Below are 16,637 nucleotides of genomic sequence, written 5' to 3'. Positions count from 1 at the left end.
TGTCCATCGCCGGGGTGTGACGGAAAGCGGGACGGCGTCAGTGCTGGCCGCCCTCGGAGGCGTTGAACATGGACTTGGCGTACTGGACGCCCAGGCCGTAGCCCCCGCCGTTGCTGGTGGCGATGCCCGTGGTCAACGCGTAGGTGGCGCCGCGCGCCCAGTCCCGCTGGAGCTCCAGCAGGTACTGAAGGCTGGTCATCGGCATGGCGCCAGCCTGAACCATGCGCTGCACCGCGCGCTCGTGGGCCTCCTCTGAGATGTCCCCGCTGGCGTCGGTGATGACGTAGACCTTGAAGCCCTGGTCGATGGCGGACAGCACCGGCCCGACGATGCAGACGCCCGTCCACAGACCGGCAATCACCAGCCGCTCCTTGTCGAAGCGGTTGACCTGCTCGGTGACCTGCGGGTCCTCCCAGGCGTTCATCGTGGTGCGGTCCACGACCCTGGCCTCGGGGAAGACCTCCTTGATTTCAGGGAACAGGGGCCCCGAGAAGCTCTTCTCCGCGACGGTGGTCAGGAGCGTGGGAACGCGAAAGCCCGAGGCCGCCTTGGCGATGAGCGCGGTGTTGTTGCGCAGCAGCGAGATGTCGATGGAGCGCGTCGCGAAGGCCATCTGCGACTGATGGTCCACGAGGATGAGCGCGTGGTTGTCGGGGGTGAGCAGGTTCTTGCCGGGGGTGGGACTTGCGTTGGGCATGGGGCTCCTCGGGGGTGTTTGCACTTCATGGGGACGTGACTGCCGTCGACCTGGGTTTTACATAAAACACCCGGAAGTCCCGCGAGAGCATCCCCCGTTCGGGTGACGGCTCAGTCCCCGGAGGTGTTGAAGGGCAAGGACCCCGTCACGGGCAATCGCAGCCACAGCCAGCCCATTCCTGGCGTCCCCTCGGGAATCATCGAGATGAGTCGTTGCACGACGAGAGGATAGCGATGCCAGACGTCTGGATGAAACCCCATGCCAGGGAGGATGTCCTCCCCATTTCGGGGGAGGGCGAGGGACTCGGCCTGTGTAGAGAGCGGCACGGGGCGTGAGGAATCCGCTGGTGTTGAGGGTGTATCAGTCCCGTTGTCGCGGTGATGGCCAGATTCCGGCCTCCCTCCTGGAGTGGTATCCTTGACGTCATGAACGCGATGGACTCGAACATCCGAATCCTGGTGGCCGACGACCATCCGCTGTTGCGTGAAGGGCTCAGCGGGATGATTGCCGGCCAGCCGGACATGAAGCTGGTCGCCGAGGCGGAGAACGGAGAGCAGGCGCTTCAGGCCTACCGGACGCACCAGCCCGACATCACCTTGATGGACGTGCAGATGCCCAAGATGAATGGCATCGACGCCATCACCGCGATTCGCTCGGAGTTCCCGGCGGCGCGCATCGTCGTGCTGACGACCTACAAGGGCGACGCGCAGGCCGTGCGGGCCATCAAGGCGGGCGCGTCCGGCTATCTGCTCAAGAGCATGCTGCGCAAGGACCTGGTGGAGACCATCCGCAGCGTGCATGCGGGGCGCCGCCGCATCTCCGCGGACATCGCGTCGGAGATGGCCGAGCACATGGCGGACGACGAGCTGACGACGCGCGAGCGGGACGTCCTGAGCCGGGTCGCCGCGGGAAACGCGAACAAGGAGGTCGCCGCGCAGATGGGAATCTCCGAGGAGACCGTCAAGACGCACATGAAGAACGTGCTGACGAAGCTCTCGGCCAGGGACCGCACGCACGCGGTGGTGGTGGCCGTACGGCGGGGCATCATCGACCTCTGAGCGGAATTCCCCGCGCTCCCTGCCCAGCTCCGCGATACAAGAATTGTTCAACAGGGCGATGTTCCGTGCTTGTCCCGCAACGTAGGTGGATGTAGAAGGCGCGCCCCCTTGGCCGAACCGGGCCTGGGGGACATCCAAGGACAGCACAATATGAAGTTGGCCAATGCTTGCCTGCTCATGGGCATGCTTGCTTGCGTTTCTTGCAACACCCCTCCGACTGAAGCTGAACCCAGTCCTCCCCAGGAGTCAGGGGCTGTCTCCCAGGCGATGGAGCCTGGTGATTACTGGGCGGCGCACGCCGCCAGATTCCAGCAGACCGAGCTCCAGCGAGACATTCCGGTCCAGCGCTTCCAGCGACTTGGCGCGCACAATGCCCACGTCAGCAATGCCTATTCCCACGGCGGGCGTTGGTACATGCGCGTCAATCAGCACCGCTATGTCTACAACCAGCTCGCCATGGGCATGCGCGCGCTCTATGTGGACGTCTGGGACCATGGCTGTTTCTACAGCAAGGACGAGCCGAACGACCCCTACGGCAACGCACAGGCGCCGGGGTTGTGTTTCAGCCATGCCGTGGAGCCCTTCTCGACGCCGATCAATGGCATCCTGGGGGAGATCTCGACCTGGCTTCGCGAGCCCCAGAACCAGAATGAAGTCCTTCTGATTGGCATTGAGGACCTGGAGGTCAACTCGGCGGATTCCCGGACGCGAATGGTCAACCTGTTGCGCCATTTCTTCGACAAGTCCTATCCGAACGTCCCGGGGGATACACGGGGCAGTCTCATCTTCACCCCGCGGGACCTGCGAACCTACTTCTCGAACCCGTGGGCCACGGGGTCGGGCTCCCAGGCGCCCGGCGAGTATCGTCCCCAGCGCTGGCCGACGAACGAGGAGCTGGCCAGGATGGGCAAGCGGGTCATCATCTCCGTGAAGGACCGATTCGACTATTCATCCCTGCCCGATGGAAACGGCGGCTCGCTCAAGGACTGGGTCTTCTCCGAGAGTTCGGGGCACCATGAGGGCGGCTCGGCCGAGCCGGATCTGTGGGTCAACGCGCCCGGTTACCCCGCGAACGAGGCGCAGAAGTTCACCGGATATCCCTCCTGTCGCTCGCAGGACCTGCCCGGGGCGCTGGGCCTGTATTGGACGGAGTTCTCGGAGCTGCGCATCTGTGACCAGACTCTCCACTGTGGGCTGCCGTACTCCGGGTTCTCCCACTACCTGGACTACTGGGCTGCCACGCGCTGTGGCTTCAGCATCTCAATGGACCAGGTGGAGTCGAACCTCTCGTATTCACCGTATGGTGTCAGTATGGATGCGATGAAGGAGGCGCTCTGGTCCTTTGGCGAGGATGAGCCGAATGACGGGGATGACAATGAAGACTGTGCGGAGTTCCAGTCGGATACCGGTCAGTGGAACGACGTGGACTGTGCTTCGAGTCTGCGGCGCGCCTGTCAGAAGGTGGGCGCGACCTGTGACGCCTCCTACTGTCCGTCTGATTACTGGAAGTTGTCGACGGGGGCCTACGAGTGGGCGCCCCAGTACAACTTCTGCCCGGACGGATATGCATTCATTCCCCCCCAGAACGGCTACGAGAACCAGAAGCTGCAGGAACTCGTCGATGGCGGAGACAACGTCTGGGTCAACTTCTCCGACCGCCTGCTCGAGGGCAAATGGCAGTACGAGGGTTTCCAGTGGTGGGCTGACGGCGAGCCCAACAACTACGATGGTGTCGAGCATTGCGCTGAGTGGAAGGGGCTGTATGGCTACAACGACGCCCCCTGCGCCACGAACAAGGCCTATGCCTGCCTCCGGATTGCAACCGGCTCCTCCTCCGGCAATCCCTGGTTCATTACGGACGCCACGGGCCCCTGGAACCGGCCGCAGTGCCCCGCGGGCTATGAGTTCGTCCCGCCCAGGAACGCCTCGATGGGTTATCAGCTCCAGGAACTCTCATACCTCTCGGGCAAGAACGCCTGGGTCAACCTGACGGACCAGTTCGAGGCAGGTCGCTGGGAGGAGGTCCCCTTCCAGCCCTGGGGGACGGGCGAGCCGAACAACGCGGGAGGCGCCGAGAACTGCACGCTGGCCAACGTGACGGGCACCTGGAATGACGCGCCCTGCGATACCGCGGTGAAGCACGCCTGCCGGTGTACGAGCCAGGGCTGTGTGCTGAATGACTGGAAGCTGTCGGCCACGGCTGGCGCCTGGAGCGCGAGTGTCTGTGGCGATGGCTGGACGTTCTCGGCACCCAGGAACTCCATCGAGAACACGGCGCTCCAGCAGAAGCAGCAGGGGGCCATTGTCTGGGTCAACCTCACGGACCAGACGAAGGAGGGGCGGTGGGTTCACTGGGGCGGTGCCCCGGTGCCGTTTACGCAGTGGGCCGCGACCGAGCCGAACAACTACAATGGCAACGAGCACTGCGCCATGATTCTGGCCAATGGGACCTGGTACGACGCGAATTGCGCCGAAAGCCATCCGCATGCATGCCGGAAGTACGGGACAAGTTGCACTGCGACCGCGTGCCCGTCTGACTATTGGGCAATGGGTGGGACGGGGTCTTTCGACAACTTCCAGTGTCCCTCGGGGTATGGGGCGGGTGTCCCCAAGACCGCCGTCGAGAACGCCGCGCTGCTGACCAAGACGAACGGTCAGAACACGTGGCTGAAGCTGACGGACCGAGGCCACGAAGCAGACTGGACCACCTGGGACTGAGCCTCGCCCGGTGACACGCCAGCCGCCATTTGGGGCGGGCGTGTCGGAAGCCCTGAGTCCTCAGGGCTTCTTGGTCGTGTCGGGCGCCTCGCGGGTCATCTCCACCATGGTGGGGCGCCACCCGAGGCGCGCGAACATCCGCTGTGCGGGCTCGTTCTTGGCGGCGGCATGCAGGACGACGCGCGGCACGCCCAGGGCCGTCAGTCGGCGCATCAGCTCCTCGGCGAGCAGGGGGCCTACGCCGGCGCGGCGGGCCTTCGCGTCCACCCACAAATCATGGAAGCCGCCGGAGCGGTCCAGCAGGGCGTTCCAGTCCACGTCCTCCACGCGGCCGTACGCATAGCCCACCACCTCACCGTCCAGCTCGGCGACGAGGACGACGGCGTCAGGCTTGCGGGCCTCTCGTCCCAGCCACCAGCGGTATCCAGACTCCACGTCGTCCGGAAGCATGAAGCGCTGAGGGTCGAGCTCGTGATGGAGCCGTGCGAGCGCCGCGCCCATCCGGCCCAGAGCGGGCTCGTCCGAGGGCTGGGCGGGGCGGAGGGTGACGGGCATGCGAGAGCTCCTTCAGGGAGGGCCGTCCAGGTGGCACGGCGCGGGGGCGACAGCGTCACACAGGGGCTTCATGTCCGCACGGCGTTCGTTTGGGGCGGATGTGGAGTGTTGGACGGGAGAGGTCTCCGTCCGTCCGCTTCCCGTCGCGACATCCGGCGTTCGGACGGGACCGTCGGCAATCGATACCGCGAGGAATGGGCTGCTTTGAGCCTCGCGCGACGCCCCGCGCAAGGAGCGCATCTGCGTGCCGTCCGGACGCCGAGGCGTGCCGGGTGGACGCGAGGTCCGGCGCTCCGGCAAGGGAGGTCCTTGTCTTTACTGGGCTTGCGCTCCGGGTACACAGCTTGCTCCCCGGGCACCGACCAACCCGGGAGTCTTCATGCTGTGCAGCTTCTGCAAGCGCGAGGAGATGGAAGTCCGCCTCGAATGTGACACGTGCGCCAAGAAGTTCTTCATCTGTCTCAGGTGCTGGAATGGCTGGCGCGGAAAGGTCACCCACTGCGGGAAGCTGCTCGACGTCAAGCGCTTCATCTCGCGCTCGGACGCGCATCCTCCGCTCGATGAGCTGCTCGGTCGCGCCGCCGCCGAGGGACGGAAGTTCCAGTCGCGGCTCTCGCTCTCCACCATCGAGATGTTCGTGTGCTCTCCGCTCTCCACCTATGGGAGCACGACGACGAGCGACCTGGAGGAGGTTGTCCGGGTCTTCGCCCTGAAGACCTCCGTGGCCACCCTGCGGTCCATGCTGTTCGCGGACTACGTGGAGTTCACCGCGAAGCACAACCTGGAGTCGGGCTCGTGCGGCGCCACGTCCTCCTGGATGGATGACGTCACGACGGTGGGAGGCGACGCGCCGGCCGTGGGGGACATCGGCGCGCCCGCGCTGTTGAGCCTGCTCGAGAACACGCCGGGCCCCTACTACTGTCGCATCTCGCGCAAGCCCCACTCGTTCATGGTCGAGCGCCTGGGCGACGAGGTCCGCGTGTACCAGAGCTATGCGAGCAAGTACTCCCTCGCCCACTGTCTGGAGGCGATGCGGCCCATGTCCCACGCGAAGTTCTGCGAGGACTTCACGCTCGCGCTGACGGAGCTGGGGACAGGCGAGGAGGTCCGCCAGGCCAAGAAGCGCCTGTTCCTCATCGACGTGCATTGGAGCCAGCCCCGCATCCAGTACCGGCTGAACACCGCTCCCGCCCGAAGCTCCCTCGTGCTCCAGAACCTCCAGGCGCGCCTGCAGGCCTACCGGGGCGAGTGGGCGACCTGTCTGACGAAGACCATCGAGGAGCTGGCTCCCGACCCGGTGCCCCAGGTGTTCGCGACAGCGCCGCTGGGGCCCCTGGAGCTCGTCGACACCCGCCAGAAGCTCCTCGTCTACTTCGACGAGGACACGTTTCCGGATCCACTCCAGCTGGGCATGGACGTGGATGGTGACTTGGGGGGCTACAGAGTCGTCGCGCAGAATGGCGACGTCTTCACCTTGCGAAGACGCTGAGGCGGAAGCCCGCGCCCGCGACCATGGCTACCGCGCGAGCCGCTGCCCCTTGATGCGGCGCCGCTCGCGCACGTCGGAGCGCACCATGTCCACCATGCCCGCGCCCGCGAGCCCCGCGAAGGCCAGGCCGCCGAACATCACGACGTAGCTGGACATCCCCGCGTTGCCACACTCCACGCACGCGATGGCCGGGTCGCCCGGCTCGTAGTGCACGGGCAGCTTCGTGCCGGAGGCATACCGGTGCGTCAGGCGCTGGGCATCCGGCAGCGCGCCCGTGTCATTGCCTCCGAACGAAATGGTGTCCGCCGAGTAGGAATGGCCACCCACCGAGTACTCGTACTTCACCTCGGGGTGGAAGCGGGTGGTGCGCCGGTTGCGTACCGTCTCCACGCCCGAGGACACCACGGTGCCCTCCGTGGTGGGCCAGCGCTCGCTCGCATGGGCGCGGTACAGCATGCGCCCGCCCCCGAAGGCGAGCATCCCCCCGAACACCAGCATCAACCCCGCCAGTAGCACCTTCATCATCTCGGCATGTCCTCACTTCGCGTCGGGGGCTTGGGCGCGGGCCCGCTCCCCGAGCGCTCACGGTTCGCTTCATGCAGTGCAGGAGCCACGCCACCATCTTCCCTCGCGAGCGCGTCCGGCCGGGCGGGGCAATCCGCCCCGCGCGGGGCGGTTCGCCCCATGTTCAAGGTCCACACCGACGCGCGACCTCCCACCCAGGCCCCATTCGAGGGCAGACTGTCCGCCCATGCCATCCCTCGACACCGAGCTCGACACCGCCCGCCGCATCGCCCGTGAAGCGGGCGCCCTCTTGCTGGAGGTCTACGCCACCCCCTTCTCCGTCGAGGACAAGGCGGGCGGCCAGGGGCCCGTCACCGAGGCGGACACCCGAGCCAACGCCCTCATCGTGGAGGCGCTGCGCCGGGCCTTCCCCGGTGACGGTGTGGTGGCCGAGGAGTCCGACAACAGCGCCGCCGCCGGCCGCTTCGAGCGCTGCTGGTTCGTGGACCCGCTCGACGGCACGCAGGAGTTCGTCAACCGCAACGGCGAGTTCGCCATCCACATCGGCCTGGCCATTGGCACCGAGGCCGTGCTGGGCGTGGTGTACCGGCCGGTGGGCGACACGCTCTATTCGGGCGTGGTGGGGCAGGGGGGCTTCGTGGAGAAGGCGGGCGCGCGCCGGGCCCTGCGCGTGTCGGACGTGGCGGAGCCCGCGTCGCTGCGACTGGTGGTGTCGCGCTCGCATCGCTCCAAGCTGACCAACCAGGTCGTGGCCCGGCTGGGCATCACCCGCGAGCAGGAGTCCGGCTCGGTGGGCGTCAAGTGCGGCCTGCTCGCGGAGTCCCAGGCGGACCTCTACCTCCACGTCAGCGACAAGAGCTATCGCTGGGACAACTGTGCGCCGGAGGCCGTGCTGCGTTCGGCCGGGGGCATCCTCACGGACCTGGGCGGCACGCCGTATCGCTATGACGGCTCCGAGCTGCAGAACCTGCGCGGCCTGCTGGCCTGCAACGCCGCCGCGTTCCCCCACGTGCAGCCCGTCGTCACCCGCTTCGCGCGCGAGGCGGGGCTCATCACCTGAAGCGCCGTCAGCCCGCGTCCGCGGCGAGTCGCAGCTGCGCGTAGAGCCGGGCCAGGTCCGGGAGCTGGTAGTGGGCATTGAGCCCGCTGGGATTGGGCAGCACCCACAGCCGGGTGGTGCCCAAGGTCTCCTCCTGAAGCCCGAGCTGGGCCTTGGGCCGCGCGAAGGCGGTGCGGTAGGCCCCCATGCCCAGCACCGCGAGGAAGCGCGGGTGGTAGCGGCGCACCTTGGCTTCGAGCGAGCGGGCGCCCTCGGTCAGCTCCGACTTGTCGAGCAGGTCCGCGGTGGCGGTGGCGCGGTCGACGACGTTGGTGATGCCCAGGCCCTGCTCGCGCAGCTCGCCCTGTTCCGAGGGGCTCAACTGTCGCGTCGTGAAGCCCGACAGGTGCAGCGTGGGCCAGAAGCGGTTGCCGGGGCGCGCGAAGTGGTGGCCCATCACCACGGAGTAGAGGCTGGGGTTGATGCCGCAGAAGAGCACGCGCAGGCCGGGCGCGATGATGTCCGGCATGTGGCGGCCGGTGGCGGCGTCGAGCTCGTCCCGCGTGGGGCCTCGTGGCGAGGGCATGTCACGCATCTCGCATCAGCCGCGCGGGGATGGCAACGGCCGGGCTGGCGGGGACGTGCACGGTGGGGCACTCTCTGCGCTTGCGTTCCGAGAGGGACGACCTCTTCCCATCGCTGGAGACCTGGCACATGGCGCACATCGTGACGCTGACGCTCAACCCCGCCATCGACGTCGCGACGTCGGTGCCGGAGGTCACCCCGGAGCACAAGCTGCGGTGCGGCTCGGTGCGCAGGGACCCGGGCGGTGGCGGCATCAACGTGGCGCGCGTGGTGCGGGAGCTGGGCGGGGAGTCCATCGCCGTCTACACGCGGGGCGGTGCCACGGGGCTCATGCTGGAGGAGCTGTTGGAGGAGAAGGGCCTGCTGCGCCGCTCCATCCCCGTGGAGGGCTCCACGCGCGAGAGCTTCACCGTGGCCGAGGGCGCCAGCGCCCGGGAGTACCGCTTCATCCTCCCCGGGCCGGTGCTCTCCGAACTCGAGTGGCAGCGCTGCCTGAGCGCGGTGGGGGAGGTCGCCACGGGCGCCGCGTTCATCGTGGCCAGCGGAAGCCTGCCCCAGGGCGTGCCCGACGACTTCTACGCGCGTGTCGCACGGCTGGCGAAGCGGCTGGGGGTGCGCGTGGTGGTGGACACCAGCGGGACGCCGCTCTCGGCGGCGCTGGAGGAAGGGGTGTTCCTGGCCAAGCCCAACCGCCGCGAGCTGCGCGAGCTGACGGGCCGGAAGGCGGAGGACCTGGCGACCCAGGCCGAGGCGGCGCGGGAGCTGGTGGCGAGGGGCCGGGCGGAGGTCCTGGCCGTGTCCATGGGGGCCGACGGCGCGCTCCTGACGACGCGTGACGCGCAGCTGCGCGCCTCGCCTCCTCCGGTGGAGACGCACAGCTCGGTGGGCGCGGGGGACAGCTTCGTCGCGGGGCTGACGCTGGCGCTCGCCCGGGGCCAGTCCCATGAGGAGGCCCTGCGCTGGGGCATCGCCTCCGGCACGGCGGCCCTGCTCTCCCAGGGCACGGACCTGTGCGGCCGAGCGGACGTCGAGCGCCTCTTCACGCAGGTGAAGGCGGAGCCCCTGGCCCGCACTCCGTAGCGCCGACCCGGGTAGACTCCGCCTCCTCGGGTGGCGTCCGACCAAGGGAGGGGGCGGCGTGTCTCTCTTTCCCCGCGACAAAAGCAGCCAGGATTGGACAGAGTGCGCTCGCGTGTCCGCCTCCACCCCTCCTTCTCCCGCAGCTTCCCCTTCCGCCCGTCTCGGGCCCTGGCACTGGGTCGCGTTCCTCGTCGGCGTGACGCCGCTCGTGGTGTACGCGTTTTCGCCGCGTATCGGCGACCTGGACCTGTACTTCAAGACGGCGCGTGCCTTCCTCGCCGGCGCCACGCCCAACCAGGACTTCCGCTTCGAGTACCCGCCCTATGCGCTGTTGTGGTTCGTCCCCGCCGCGTGGGTGCGCCATACGCAGTGGGAGTTCATCCCGCTGTTCGGCCTCCAACTGGCGGTGATGGATGGGTTCATCAAGTGGGTGCTGCTGACCGAGGGGGCCCGCAAGTGGGGCAGGGCGTGGCGCTCGGTGGTGCCGTGTCTGGCGTACTCGGTGACGTCGTGGATGGCGGCGCTCTACTACCTCAAGCGCTATGACCTCATCCCCGCGGCGCTGACGATGGCGGCCCTCTTCGCGCTGGCGCGCCGCCGCGAGACGGTGGCGGGCCTGGCGCTCTCGGTGGGCGTGGTGACGAAGCTGTACCCGGTGGTGTTGGTGCCGCTCGCGCTGGCCGTGTGCTGGAAGCGCGGCACGCTGGGCAAGCTGGTGGTCGGCCTGACGCTGGGCGTGGCGCCGCTGTTGCCGCTGAGCGCGGTGTGGCCCTGGTGGGGCTTCGCGTCGTTCCATGTCGACCGGGGGCTCCAGGTGGAGTCGCTCGGGGCCTCGTTGCTGTGGGCCGCGCATCACCTGGGGCTGGTCCAGGGCGTGCTCTGGATTCACGCCCCCGCGGCGTTCGAGCTGCACGGAGCGGCCGCCGATGGCGTGAGGGCGGTGAGCCGGTGGCTGTGGGTGGTGGGCTCGTTGGGCATGGCCGCGGTGGGCATGTGGTCCGTGCGTCGCCGGCTCCCCGAGCGGATGGACGACCTGGCGCGGCTGGCGCTGGGGCCGCTGGTGGCCTTCATCATCCTCAACCCGGTGCTCAGTCCGCAGTTCCTCACGTGGGTCATGGGCGCGGCGGCGCTGGCGCTCTTGTCCGGCTCGCGCACGGCGCCCGTGCTCATCCTCGTGGCCGCCGTCCTGTCACGAGGTGTCTTCGTAGGGCCCTCGTACAAGTACGGGCTGGGCATTCCCCAGACGCTGCTGCTGCTGGCGCGCAACGGGATGTTGTTCGTCGCGGGCTATCTGCTGCTGCGGGATGCGTGGCGCCGGGTGGCCTCGGAAGAGGTGGCGCCCAAGGCGTCGGCGGCGCTGGACTACCTGCCCGCGTCGGTGGAGGCGGGCTGCGCGGAGCCCGCGGGCATCGGGCTGGCGAGTCAGCGCCGGTAGGGCGTTCCGTTCTTCATCACCCAGCGGACCTTGCGCACGGCGGAGATGTCCCGCGTGGGGTCTCCGTCCACGGCGACGAGGTCCGCGAGCAGGCCGGCCTTCACCTGGCCGAGCCGGTCCTCGCGGTGCAGCATCCGCGCGTTGCCGGACGTGGCCGCCTGGAGCACCTGCACGGGCGTCATGCCGTACTCCACCATCAGCTCCATTTCGCGCCCGTTCTCCCCATGGGTGAAGACGCCCGAGTCTCCACCCACGCACATGGGCACGCCCGCGGTGAGCGCCGCGCGGAAGCTGGCGCGCTTCTCCTGGATGGGGGCGGGCTCCGGACCCACGCCCTTCTTCCAGCCGTGGTAGCGGAACAGCGCGTCGCCCGCGGCGAGCGTGGGGCAGAGGAAGACTCCGCGCTGCGCCATGAGGCGGAAGACCTCCGGTGTTCCCCCATCGCCGTGTTCGATGGTCTCCGCGCCGGCGAGCACGGCGCGGCGCATGCCTTCGGGCGTGCTGGCGTGGACGGAGACGGGGCGGCCGCCGTCGCGCGCCGTCTCGACGATGAGCTTCATCTCCTCGAGTGAGTAGGTGGGGCGTGCCTCGCCCGAGGGGCCCCAGCGATAGTCGCCGTAGACCTTCACCCAGTCGGCGCCCCGGCCCATCTGTCCGCGCACCGCGCGCACCAGGTCATCGACGCCGTCGGCTTCCTCGGCGCCCTGGGGGACGTGCCACTCGGGGGCGAAGCCCTTGGGGGCATAGGTGCCAGTGGCCACCAGTGCCCGGGTCGCCACGAGGAGGCGAGGTCCGGGGATGATGCCCTGCTGGATGGCTTGCTTGAGTCCGACGTCGGCATCACCCGCGCCCTCGGTGCCCAGGTCACGCGCGGTGGTGAAGCCCGCGAGCAGCGTCTCTCGCGCGTGCTGGGTGGCTCGGGCCACGCGCAGGGACAGCGGCTCCTTCAGCACCTGGTCGTTCCAGCTCGTCTCGTTGTACGGGTGGAGGAACAGGTGGGAGTGGCCCTCGATGAGCCCGGGCAGGAGGGTGGTGCCGGCGAGGTCGACGACTTCCGTGCCCTCGGGCGCCTTCACCTGTGAGGCGGGGCCGGCGGCGACGATGCGCTCTCCGGTGACGAGCACCACCCAGCCCGCATGGGGCTTGGGGGTGACGCCGTCGAAGACGCTCGTGGGGCGCAGCAGGTAGGACCTTGGAGCAGGGGCCGAGGCTCCAGACTGCTGGGCCGAGGCCGTGGTGACGACGAGGGCCAGGAGGAAGGCGCGCATGGCGGTTCCGGGGAGTGGGTGTGGGGGAGGGGATGATGACGCGGCGCCAGGAAGGCAGCCACTTCGCCGCTCCCTGTCCTGGAGGGCAAGCTGGACTGAGAGGGCGCTTCAGGTGCGCTCATCCCCCGCGCTGCGAGCGCCAGTGGGGGGTGGTTAAACCCAAGGGCATGGCCCGAGAACAGAGCTTCAACGCGTTGTTGCCGGTGGAGGCCGAGTTCCAGAAGGAGAAGGCCTCCGCGCTCAAGCGCACCGGCGAGAAGCTGGAGAAGGCCCTGGCCGCGCTGGAGGGCGCCGAGCGCGAGCTCTTGATGTCCCGGGGCCCCCCGCGGGCGGTGCGCCTGGAGCGCTACCGCGAGGTGCGCAAGGAGGCGGAGCTGCAGCGTTGGTACCTGATGGTGCAGCGCGAGGCGTGTGGCATCCGCAACAACCGGGACCTGGACCTGATGTACCCGATGCCTCCGCTGGTTCGGGAGTGACAGCGGGGGCCGGGCCTCGGCGGGGTGGCTAGGGCGTCGCGCGCCAGGCGGCGATGGCGAAAAGGGCCCAGCCGGCGAGGAAGCCCAGGCCGCCCAGGGGTGTCACCGCGCCCAGGACGCGGACGCCGGAGAGTGCGAGCGCGTAGAGGCTGCCAGAGAACAGGACGATGCCCACGAGCATGGCCCAGCCCGCGCCGTTCAGGAGCGAGGAGGGGCGCAGAAGGGAGAGCAGTCCCACCGCGAGCAGCCCGAGCGCGTGGTACATGTGATAGCGCGCGCCCGTCTCGAAGATGACGAGGAGGTCGGGAGGGAGCCGGGCCTTGAGCGCGTGAGCGCCGAAGGCTCCCGCGGCCACGGACAGGAAAGCGTTCACCGCACCGAGCACGAGCCACCACCGCATCATCGAACGCCTTTCATCGAGAGTCCGTCTGGTGCACGCTACACCGCCGCTGATGGAGCGTCCTGGCCGACGTGAACTCCGGGCCACTCATACCCGCATGACATCCCCCACTTTCACTCCTTCTTCCAAGCCCATCCCCTTCGAGCTGCGTCCGTCGTCCATCCAGGGCACGGGCGCCTTCGCCACCCGCCGCATCCGCAAGGGCGAGCGCATCATCGAGTACGTCGGTGAGCGCATCACCCAGGCGGACGCGGACCGTCGCTACGACGACGAGGCCATGGGGCGGCACCACACCTTCTTGTTCAACCTGGACAGCAAGACGGTGCTCGACGCGGGCACCCTGCACAACGAGGCGCGCTACATCAACCACTCGTGTGCCCCCAACTGCGAGGCGCTCATCGACAAGGGGCGCATCTACATCTTCGCCCTGCGCGCGCTCGAGGTAGGGGAGGAGCTGGTCTACGACTACGCTTACGAGCGCACCGAGGACATGGGGTCCGAGTCCGAAGCCCTCTACGTGTGCCGCTGTGGCGCGCCCCAGTGCAGGGGCACCATCCTGGCGCCGGAGAAGAAGGCCCCCGCCCGGAAGAAGGCCTCGAAGAAGAAGTCCGTGTCCAAGTCCCGCTCCGCGAAGAAGCCCGTGAAGGGGAAGAAGACGACGAAGGGCAAGAAGTCCGCGGGTGGCCGCAAACGCCTGGCGGGGTGAGGTTGTTTGCCCGGGCCTGACGCGCTGTCGTCGGGCCTCGTGGCGAAGTGAGTGCGAGGGCCAGCGACGCCGGCCGGGAGTTGTCGCCCTGGGGCCCGCGAAGGTCGCGTGCTGGTGCGGGCGAATCCCAGTTCCCTGGCACGCCGACTGAGCGCATTCCGGGACACCTCAGCCGCGCCCCTGAGCATCCAGGTCGCCAGCGCATTCGTGGACGTAGCGAGTGACTCCTGCCACGTTCACGACTCCCGCGAGCTGGATGCTCGGGCTGCGATTGATGAGGTTGTAGATGGAGGCGCGTGGGATGTAACGCCGAGCGCTGGACTCTGTCTGCTCATCATGGGGGGCTGGTGCAGCGCATCCTGTACACAGTCATGCCTTGGGTGTTGTTTTTGAGAGGGTAAAGGCATGTTGGGTCTGGCGCCGCTGGCTGACTTCAGTCAGGCCGGTGGGCCGCCTCTGGTTTGGATTGTTCCGGGAACGCCGCTTGCGTCTGGCTGTCGTATAGTGGCCCTGTGAACGACGTCCTCTCCTTCCTGCTCACTGAGTCCCCCGAGCCCGTCACACTCGACTCCGTCGAGACGTGGTGGCGCCGTCATGTGGAACTGGTGCCGCGGTTCCAGTCGCCCGCGGACCTCGCGCTCGCGGGAGGCTTTCGCGCGGACCGGCTCGGATTTGCATTCGCCTCCGGGTACCACGCCGCCCACCGCTTCCTGTTCCCCATGCTCCCCGCTGACCAGCCCGTCGCGCTCTGCGCCACGGAGTCGATGGGTGGGCACCCCGCCGCCATCCAGACGCGTCTTGCGCCAACGGCCACGGGCTGGACACTCACAGGGGAGAAAGCCTTCGTCACGCTGGGCTCCAGCGCGAAGCTGCTACTCATCGTCGCCTCCGAGGGACAGGACGATCAGGGCCGCAACCGGCTCAGGTTGGTGTCCGTGGACGCCAGGCGCGCGGGCATCATCGCTACTGAATTGCCCGAACTCCCCTTTGTGCCCGAGGTCCCTCACGCGGAGCTGCGGCTCGAAGACGTGGCGGTATCACCGGAAGAAGTACTCCCGGGCGATGGCTACACGCGCTACCTCAAGCCCTTCCGCACCGTGGAGGACTGTCATGTCCATCTCGCACTCCTCGGTTGGCTTCTCCAGCTCGGCCGACGCAGCGGCTGGCCTGACCCCATCCGCGAGGAGTTGCTCGCGCTCGCGGTGATGATGCGCGGGCTTGCCCAGGCGGACCCGTCATCCGTGGCGACGCATGTGGCGCTTGCTGGCGCGCTGGCTCAGGTGAAGCGCACGCTCGTCGAGAGTGAGCCGCTGTGGGCCCAGGTCGACGCTGTGACTCGTGAGCGCTGGGCGCGCGACCGCCGACTGCTCGACGTTGCTGGAAAGGTGCGCGCCAAGCGGCTGGAGGCTGCTCGCGCGAAGCTCGCGGGCGCGGTGCCGGAACAAGGCGACTGACCTCATGACGCGCGTACAGGCAAGACGGTAGAAACCGCTTGCGCGAGCTGTCGGCGTTCCGCCGGAACAAGTTGCTTGCCACGAACGCGCACGTGCCAGGACTGGGAACGCGGCTCACTCGAAGCTCAGCCCGTGAAAGACGAAGGGCCGCGCCCCTGTACGGGACACGGCCCTGACACGCCTCACGGCGTGAACCCTGGTCTGCTCAGTACCGTCCGCCGCCCACGATGGAGACGAGGGCGGACAGGATGCGGTTCTCCACGCCCCACACGGCCTTGTTCAGGCCCTTGATGCCCGCTCCGCGCAGGTAGTCCGTGAAGTCGTGCAGCGCGGTGGATCGCTGCGTGCTCTGCCCCTCCGCCGCATACAGCAGCGGCGTGCCCGGCGCGCCCGTCAGACCCAGGTCGGGACAGGCCTCGGACAGCTTCTGCGGATCAATTCCCGTCGCCGCCGACAGCATCGCCACCGTGAACTTGTGCACCGGCAGCTCGCGCGCGTTCGGCACCTTCTTCAGGACCTTCTCCCGGTCCTTCGGATCCGTCGCGAGCTGATCCAACGTCACCTTCGACATCGCGATGATCTGCTCGTTCGACACCTTCTTGCCGTCCAGGATGGCGCGGCCGAGCAGCGACGCCGGCGTGTCTCCCTTGATGGTGACATCCGCCCCCGGCATGTTCTGCATCCGGTCCCACATGGCCTGCACCGCCTTGCCCACCTCGGTGTCCGGCCCGCCGCGCCACGCGCCCGGCGGCGGCTGCGCCGCCACAGCCTGCACCGGCGCCGCCAGCTTCGCCTCGAAGGTACTCAACTGCGCATGACCCACCGCGTTGGCCCTCGCCGGGGCCGCCGTCTGCTGCGCCTCCCGCTGCGGCTGGAGCGACGTGGACGGGTTTGACGTGACGACGCGGGCACGGTTGCGGATGGGATCCATGCTTGGGGGACTCTCCAGAATTCGACGAATCAGCAGGTTATCGCAGGCGGCCGGTAAAGGTTGCCGCCGAGCGGAAACACACCCATCAGGGAGCCAAGAACGGCACCCAATGTCTGACGCATGACGTCATGAGGTCCCTGGACACCCAGATCGTGCTGAAGCCTGTAACCGGTATTTCCTCTCCGACCTATCCCCCATGTGCGCACGAGGTGCGACAACTC

The 16,637-nt window shown here is 68.2% G+C and carries 16 protein-coding genes; 9 read left to right on the top strand and 7 right to left on the bottom strand.

What is annotated here, in order from left to right:
• Positions 1 to 37: 37 nt before the first annotated feature.
• Complete coding sequence (locus tag HUA74_RS29870; RefSeq protein WP_141648151.1) at positions 38 to 697, bottom strand: hydrolase; 660 nt, start codon at positions 695 to 697, stop codon at positions 38 to 40.
• Between the two features lie 425 nt (positions 698 to 1,122).
• On the opposite strand from HUA74_RS29870, the gene HUA74_RS29865 reads away from it, so the two are divergent.
• Together HUA74_RS29865 and HUA74_RS29860 are read left to right on the top strand one after the other, a co-directional pair.
• A complete protein-coding gene (locus HUA74_RS29865) occupies positions 1,123 to 1,755 on the top strand; it encodes a response regulator transcription factor (RefSeq protein ID WP_141648899.1) in 633 nt (210 codons plus the stop codon).
• A gap of 267 nt (positions 1,756 to 2,022) precedes the next feature.
• Positions 2,023 to 4,473 carry a lectin-like protein gene (locus HUA74_RS29860; protein WP_174457259.1) on the top strand — a complete coding sequence of 817 codons (2,451 nt, stop codon included), beginning with the start codon at positions 2,023 to 2,025 and terminating at the stop codon, positions 4,471 to 4,473.
• 60 nt (positions 4,474 to 4,533) lie between these two features.
• On the opposite strand, the gene HUA74_RS29855 is transcribed toward HUA74_RS29860, so the two are convergent.
• Positions 4,534 to 5,028, bottom strand: coding sequence for a GNAT family N-acetyltransferase (locus HUA74_RS29855; protein ID WP_174457258.1), 495 nt, complete (start codon positions 5,026 to 5,028; stop codon positions 4,534 to 4,536).
• Positions 5,029 to 5,407: 379 nt separating this feature from the next.
• Here HUA74_RS29855 and HUA74_RS29850 point away from each other — a divergent pair, with 379 nt between their 5' ends.
• The gene (locus tag HUA74_RS29850; protein ID WP_174457257.1) at positions 5,408 to 6,517 is read left to right on the top strand and encodes a hypothetical protein; all 1,110 of its coding nucleotides are present in this window, start codon (positions 5,408 to 5,410) and stop codon (positions 6,515 to 6,517) included.
• Positions 6,518 to 6,544: 27 nt separating this feature from the next.
• Here the strand turns inward: HUA74_RS29850 and HUA74_RS29845 are convergent, their stop codons facing one another.
• On the bottom strand, positions 6,545 to 7,042 hold the full coding sequence (locus tag HUA74_RS29845) for a DUF3592 domain-containing protein (protein WP_174457256.1): 498 nt from the start codon (positions 7,040 to 7,042) through the stop codon (positions 6,545 to 6,547).
• 226 nt (positions 7,043 to 7,268) lie between these two features.
• Between HUA74_RS29845 and HUA74_RS29840 the strand changes: the two genes are divergently transcribed.
• The gene (locus HUA74_RS29840) at positions 7,269 to 8,102 is read left to right on the top strand and encodes a 3'(2'),5'-bisphosphate nucleotidase CysQ (protein WP_141648904.1); all 834 of its coding nucleotides are present in this window, start codon (positions 7,269 to 7,271) and stop codon (positions 8,100 to 8,102) included.
• Positions 8,103 to 8,109: 7 nt separating this feature from the next.
• Here HUA74_RS29840 and mug read toward each other — a convergent pair whose 3' ends face one another.
• Positions 8,110 to 8,667, bottom strand: coding sequence for a G/U mismatch-specific DNA glycosylase (gene mug, locus HUA74_RS29835; protein ID WP_305794242.1), 558 nt, complete (start codon positions 8,665 to 8,667; stop codon positions 8,110 to 8,112).
• 128 nt (positions 8,668 to 8,795) lie between these two features.
• Here mug and HUA74_RS29830 point away from each other — a divergent pair, with 128 nt between their 5' ends.
• Together HUA74_RS29830 and HUA74_RS29825 are read left to right on the top strand one after the other, a co-directional pair.
• Entirely contained in the window at positions 8,796 to 9,746 is a 951-nt protein-coding gene (locus HUA74_RS29830) for a 1-phosphofructokinase family hexose kinase (RefSeq protein WP_174457255.1), read from the top strand.
• Positions 9,747 to 9,858: 112 nt separating this feature from the next.
• Entirely contained in the window at positions 9,859 to 11,181 is a 1,323-nt protein-coding gene (locus tag HUA74_RS29825) for a glycosyltransferase family 87 protein (RefSeq protein WP_174457254.1), read from the top strand.
• On the opposite strand, the gene HUA74_RS29820 is transcribed toward HUA74_RS29825, so the two are convergent.
• On the bottom strand, positions 11,169 to 12,449 hold the full coding sequence (locus HUA74_RS29820; RefSeq protein WP_141646877.1) for an amidohydrolase family protein: 1,281 nt from the start codon (positions 12,447 to 12,449) through the stop codon (positions 11,169 to 11,171). The two genes, HUA74_RS29825 and HUA74_RS29820, sit on opposite strands and share 13 nt — an antisense overlap.
• Before the next feature lie 167 nt (positions 12,450 to 12,616).
• On the opposite strand from HUA74_RS29820, the gene HUA74_RS29815 reads away from it, so the two are divergent.
• Positions 12,617 to 12,925 carry a hypothetical protein gene (locus tag HUA74_RS29815; RefSeq protein ID WP_174457253.1) on the top strand — a complete coding sequence of 103 codons (309 nt, stop codon included), beginning with the start codon at positions 12,617 to 12,619 and terminating at the stop codon, positions 12,923 to 12,925.
• 28 nt (positions 12,926 to 12,953) lie between these two features.
• On the opposite strand, the gene HUA74_RS29810 is transcribed toward HUA74_RS29815, so the two are convergent.
• Positions 12,954 to 13,328: a DUF423 domain-containing protein gene (locus HUA74_RS29810; RefSeq protein WP_174457252.1), complete on the bottom strand. Its 375-nt coding sequence runs from the start codon at positions 13,326 to 13,328 to the stop codon at positions 12,954 to 12,956.
• Positions 13,329 to 13,422: 94 nt separating this feature from the next.
• Here HUA74_RS29810 and HUA74_RS29805 point away from each other — a divergent pair, with 94 nt between their 5' ends.
• Positions 13,423 to 14,031 carry an SET domain-containing protein gene (locus HUA74_RS29805; RefSeq protein WP_174457251.1) on the top strand — a complete coding sequence of 203 codons (609 nt, stop codon included), beginning with the start codon at positions 13,423 to 13,425 and terminating at the stop codon, positions 14,029 to 14,031.
• A 512-nt stretch (positions 14,032 to 14,543) separates the two neighbouring features.
• Complete coding sequence (locus tag HUA74_RS29800) at positions 14,544 to 15,485, top strand: acyl-CoA dehydrogenase family protein (protein ID WP_174457250.1); 942 nt, start codon at positions 14,544 to 14,546, stop codon at positions 15,483 to 15,485.
• Between the two features lie 205 nt (positions 15,486 to 15,690).
• Here HUA74_RS29800 and HUA74_RS29795 read toward each other — a convergent pair whose 3' ends face one another.
• Positions 15,691 to 16,416, bottom strand: a complete 726-nt coding sequence (locus HUA74_RS29795; RefSeq protein ID WP_174457249.1) for a hypothetical protein — start codon at positions 16,414 to 16,416, stop codon at positions 15,691 to 15,693.
• Positions 16,417 to 16,637 lie beyond the last annotated feature (221 nt).

Origin of the sequence: Myxococcus sp. CA051A (assembly GCF_013336705.1) — a bacterium.
Taxonomy (GTDB): Bacteria; Myxococcota; Myxococcia; order Myxococcales; family Myxococcaceae; genus Myxococcus; species Myxococcus llanfairpwllgwyngyllgogerychwyrndrobwllllantysiliogogogochensis.
The sequence above is the reverse complement of the archived record's forward strand: the minus strand, read 5'-3'. Positions and strand labels throughout refer to the sequence as shown.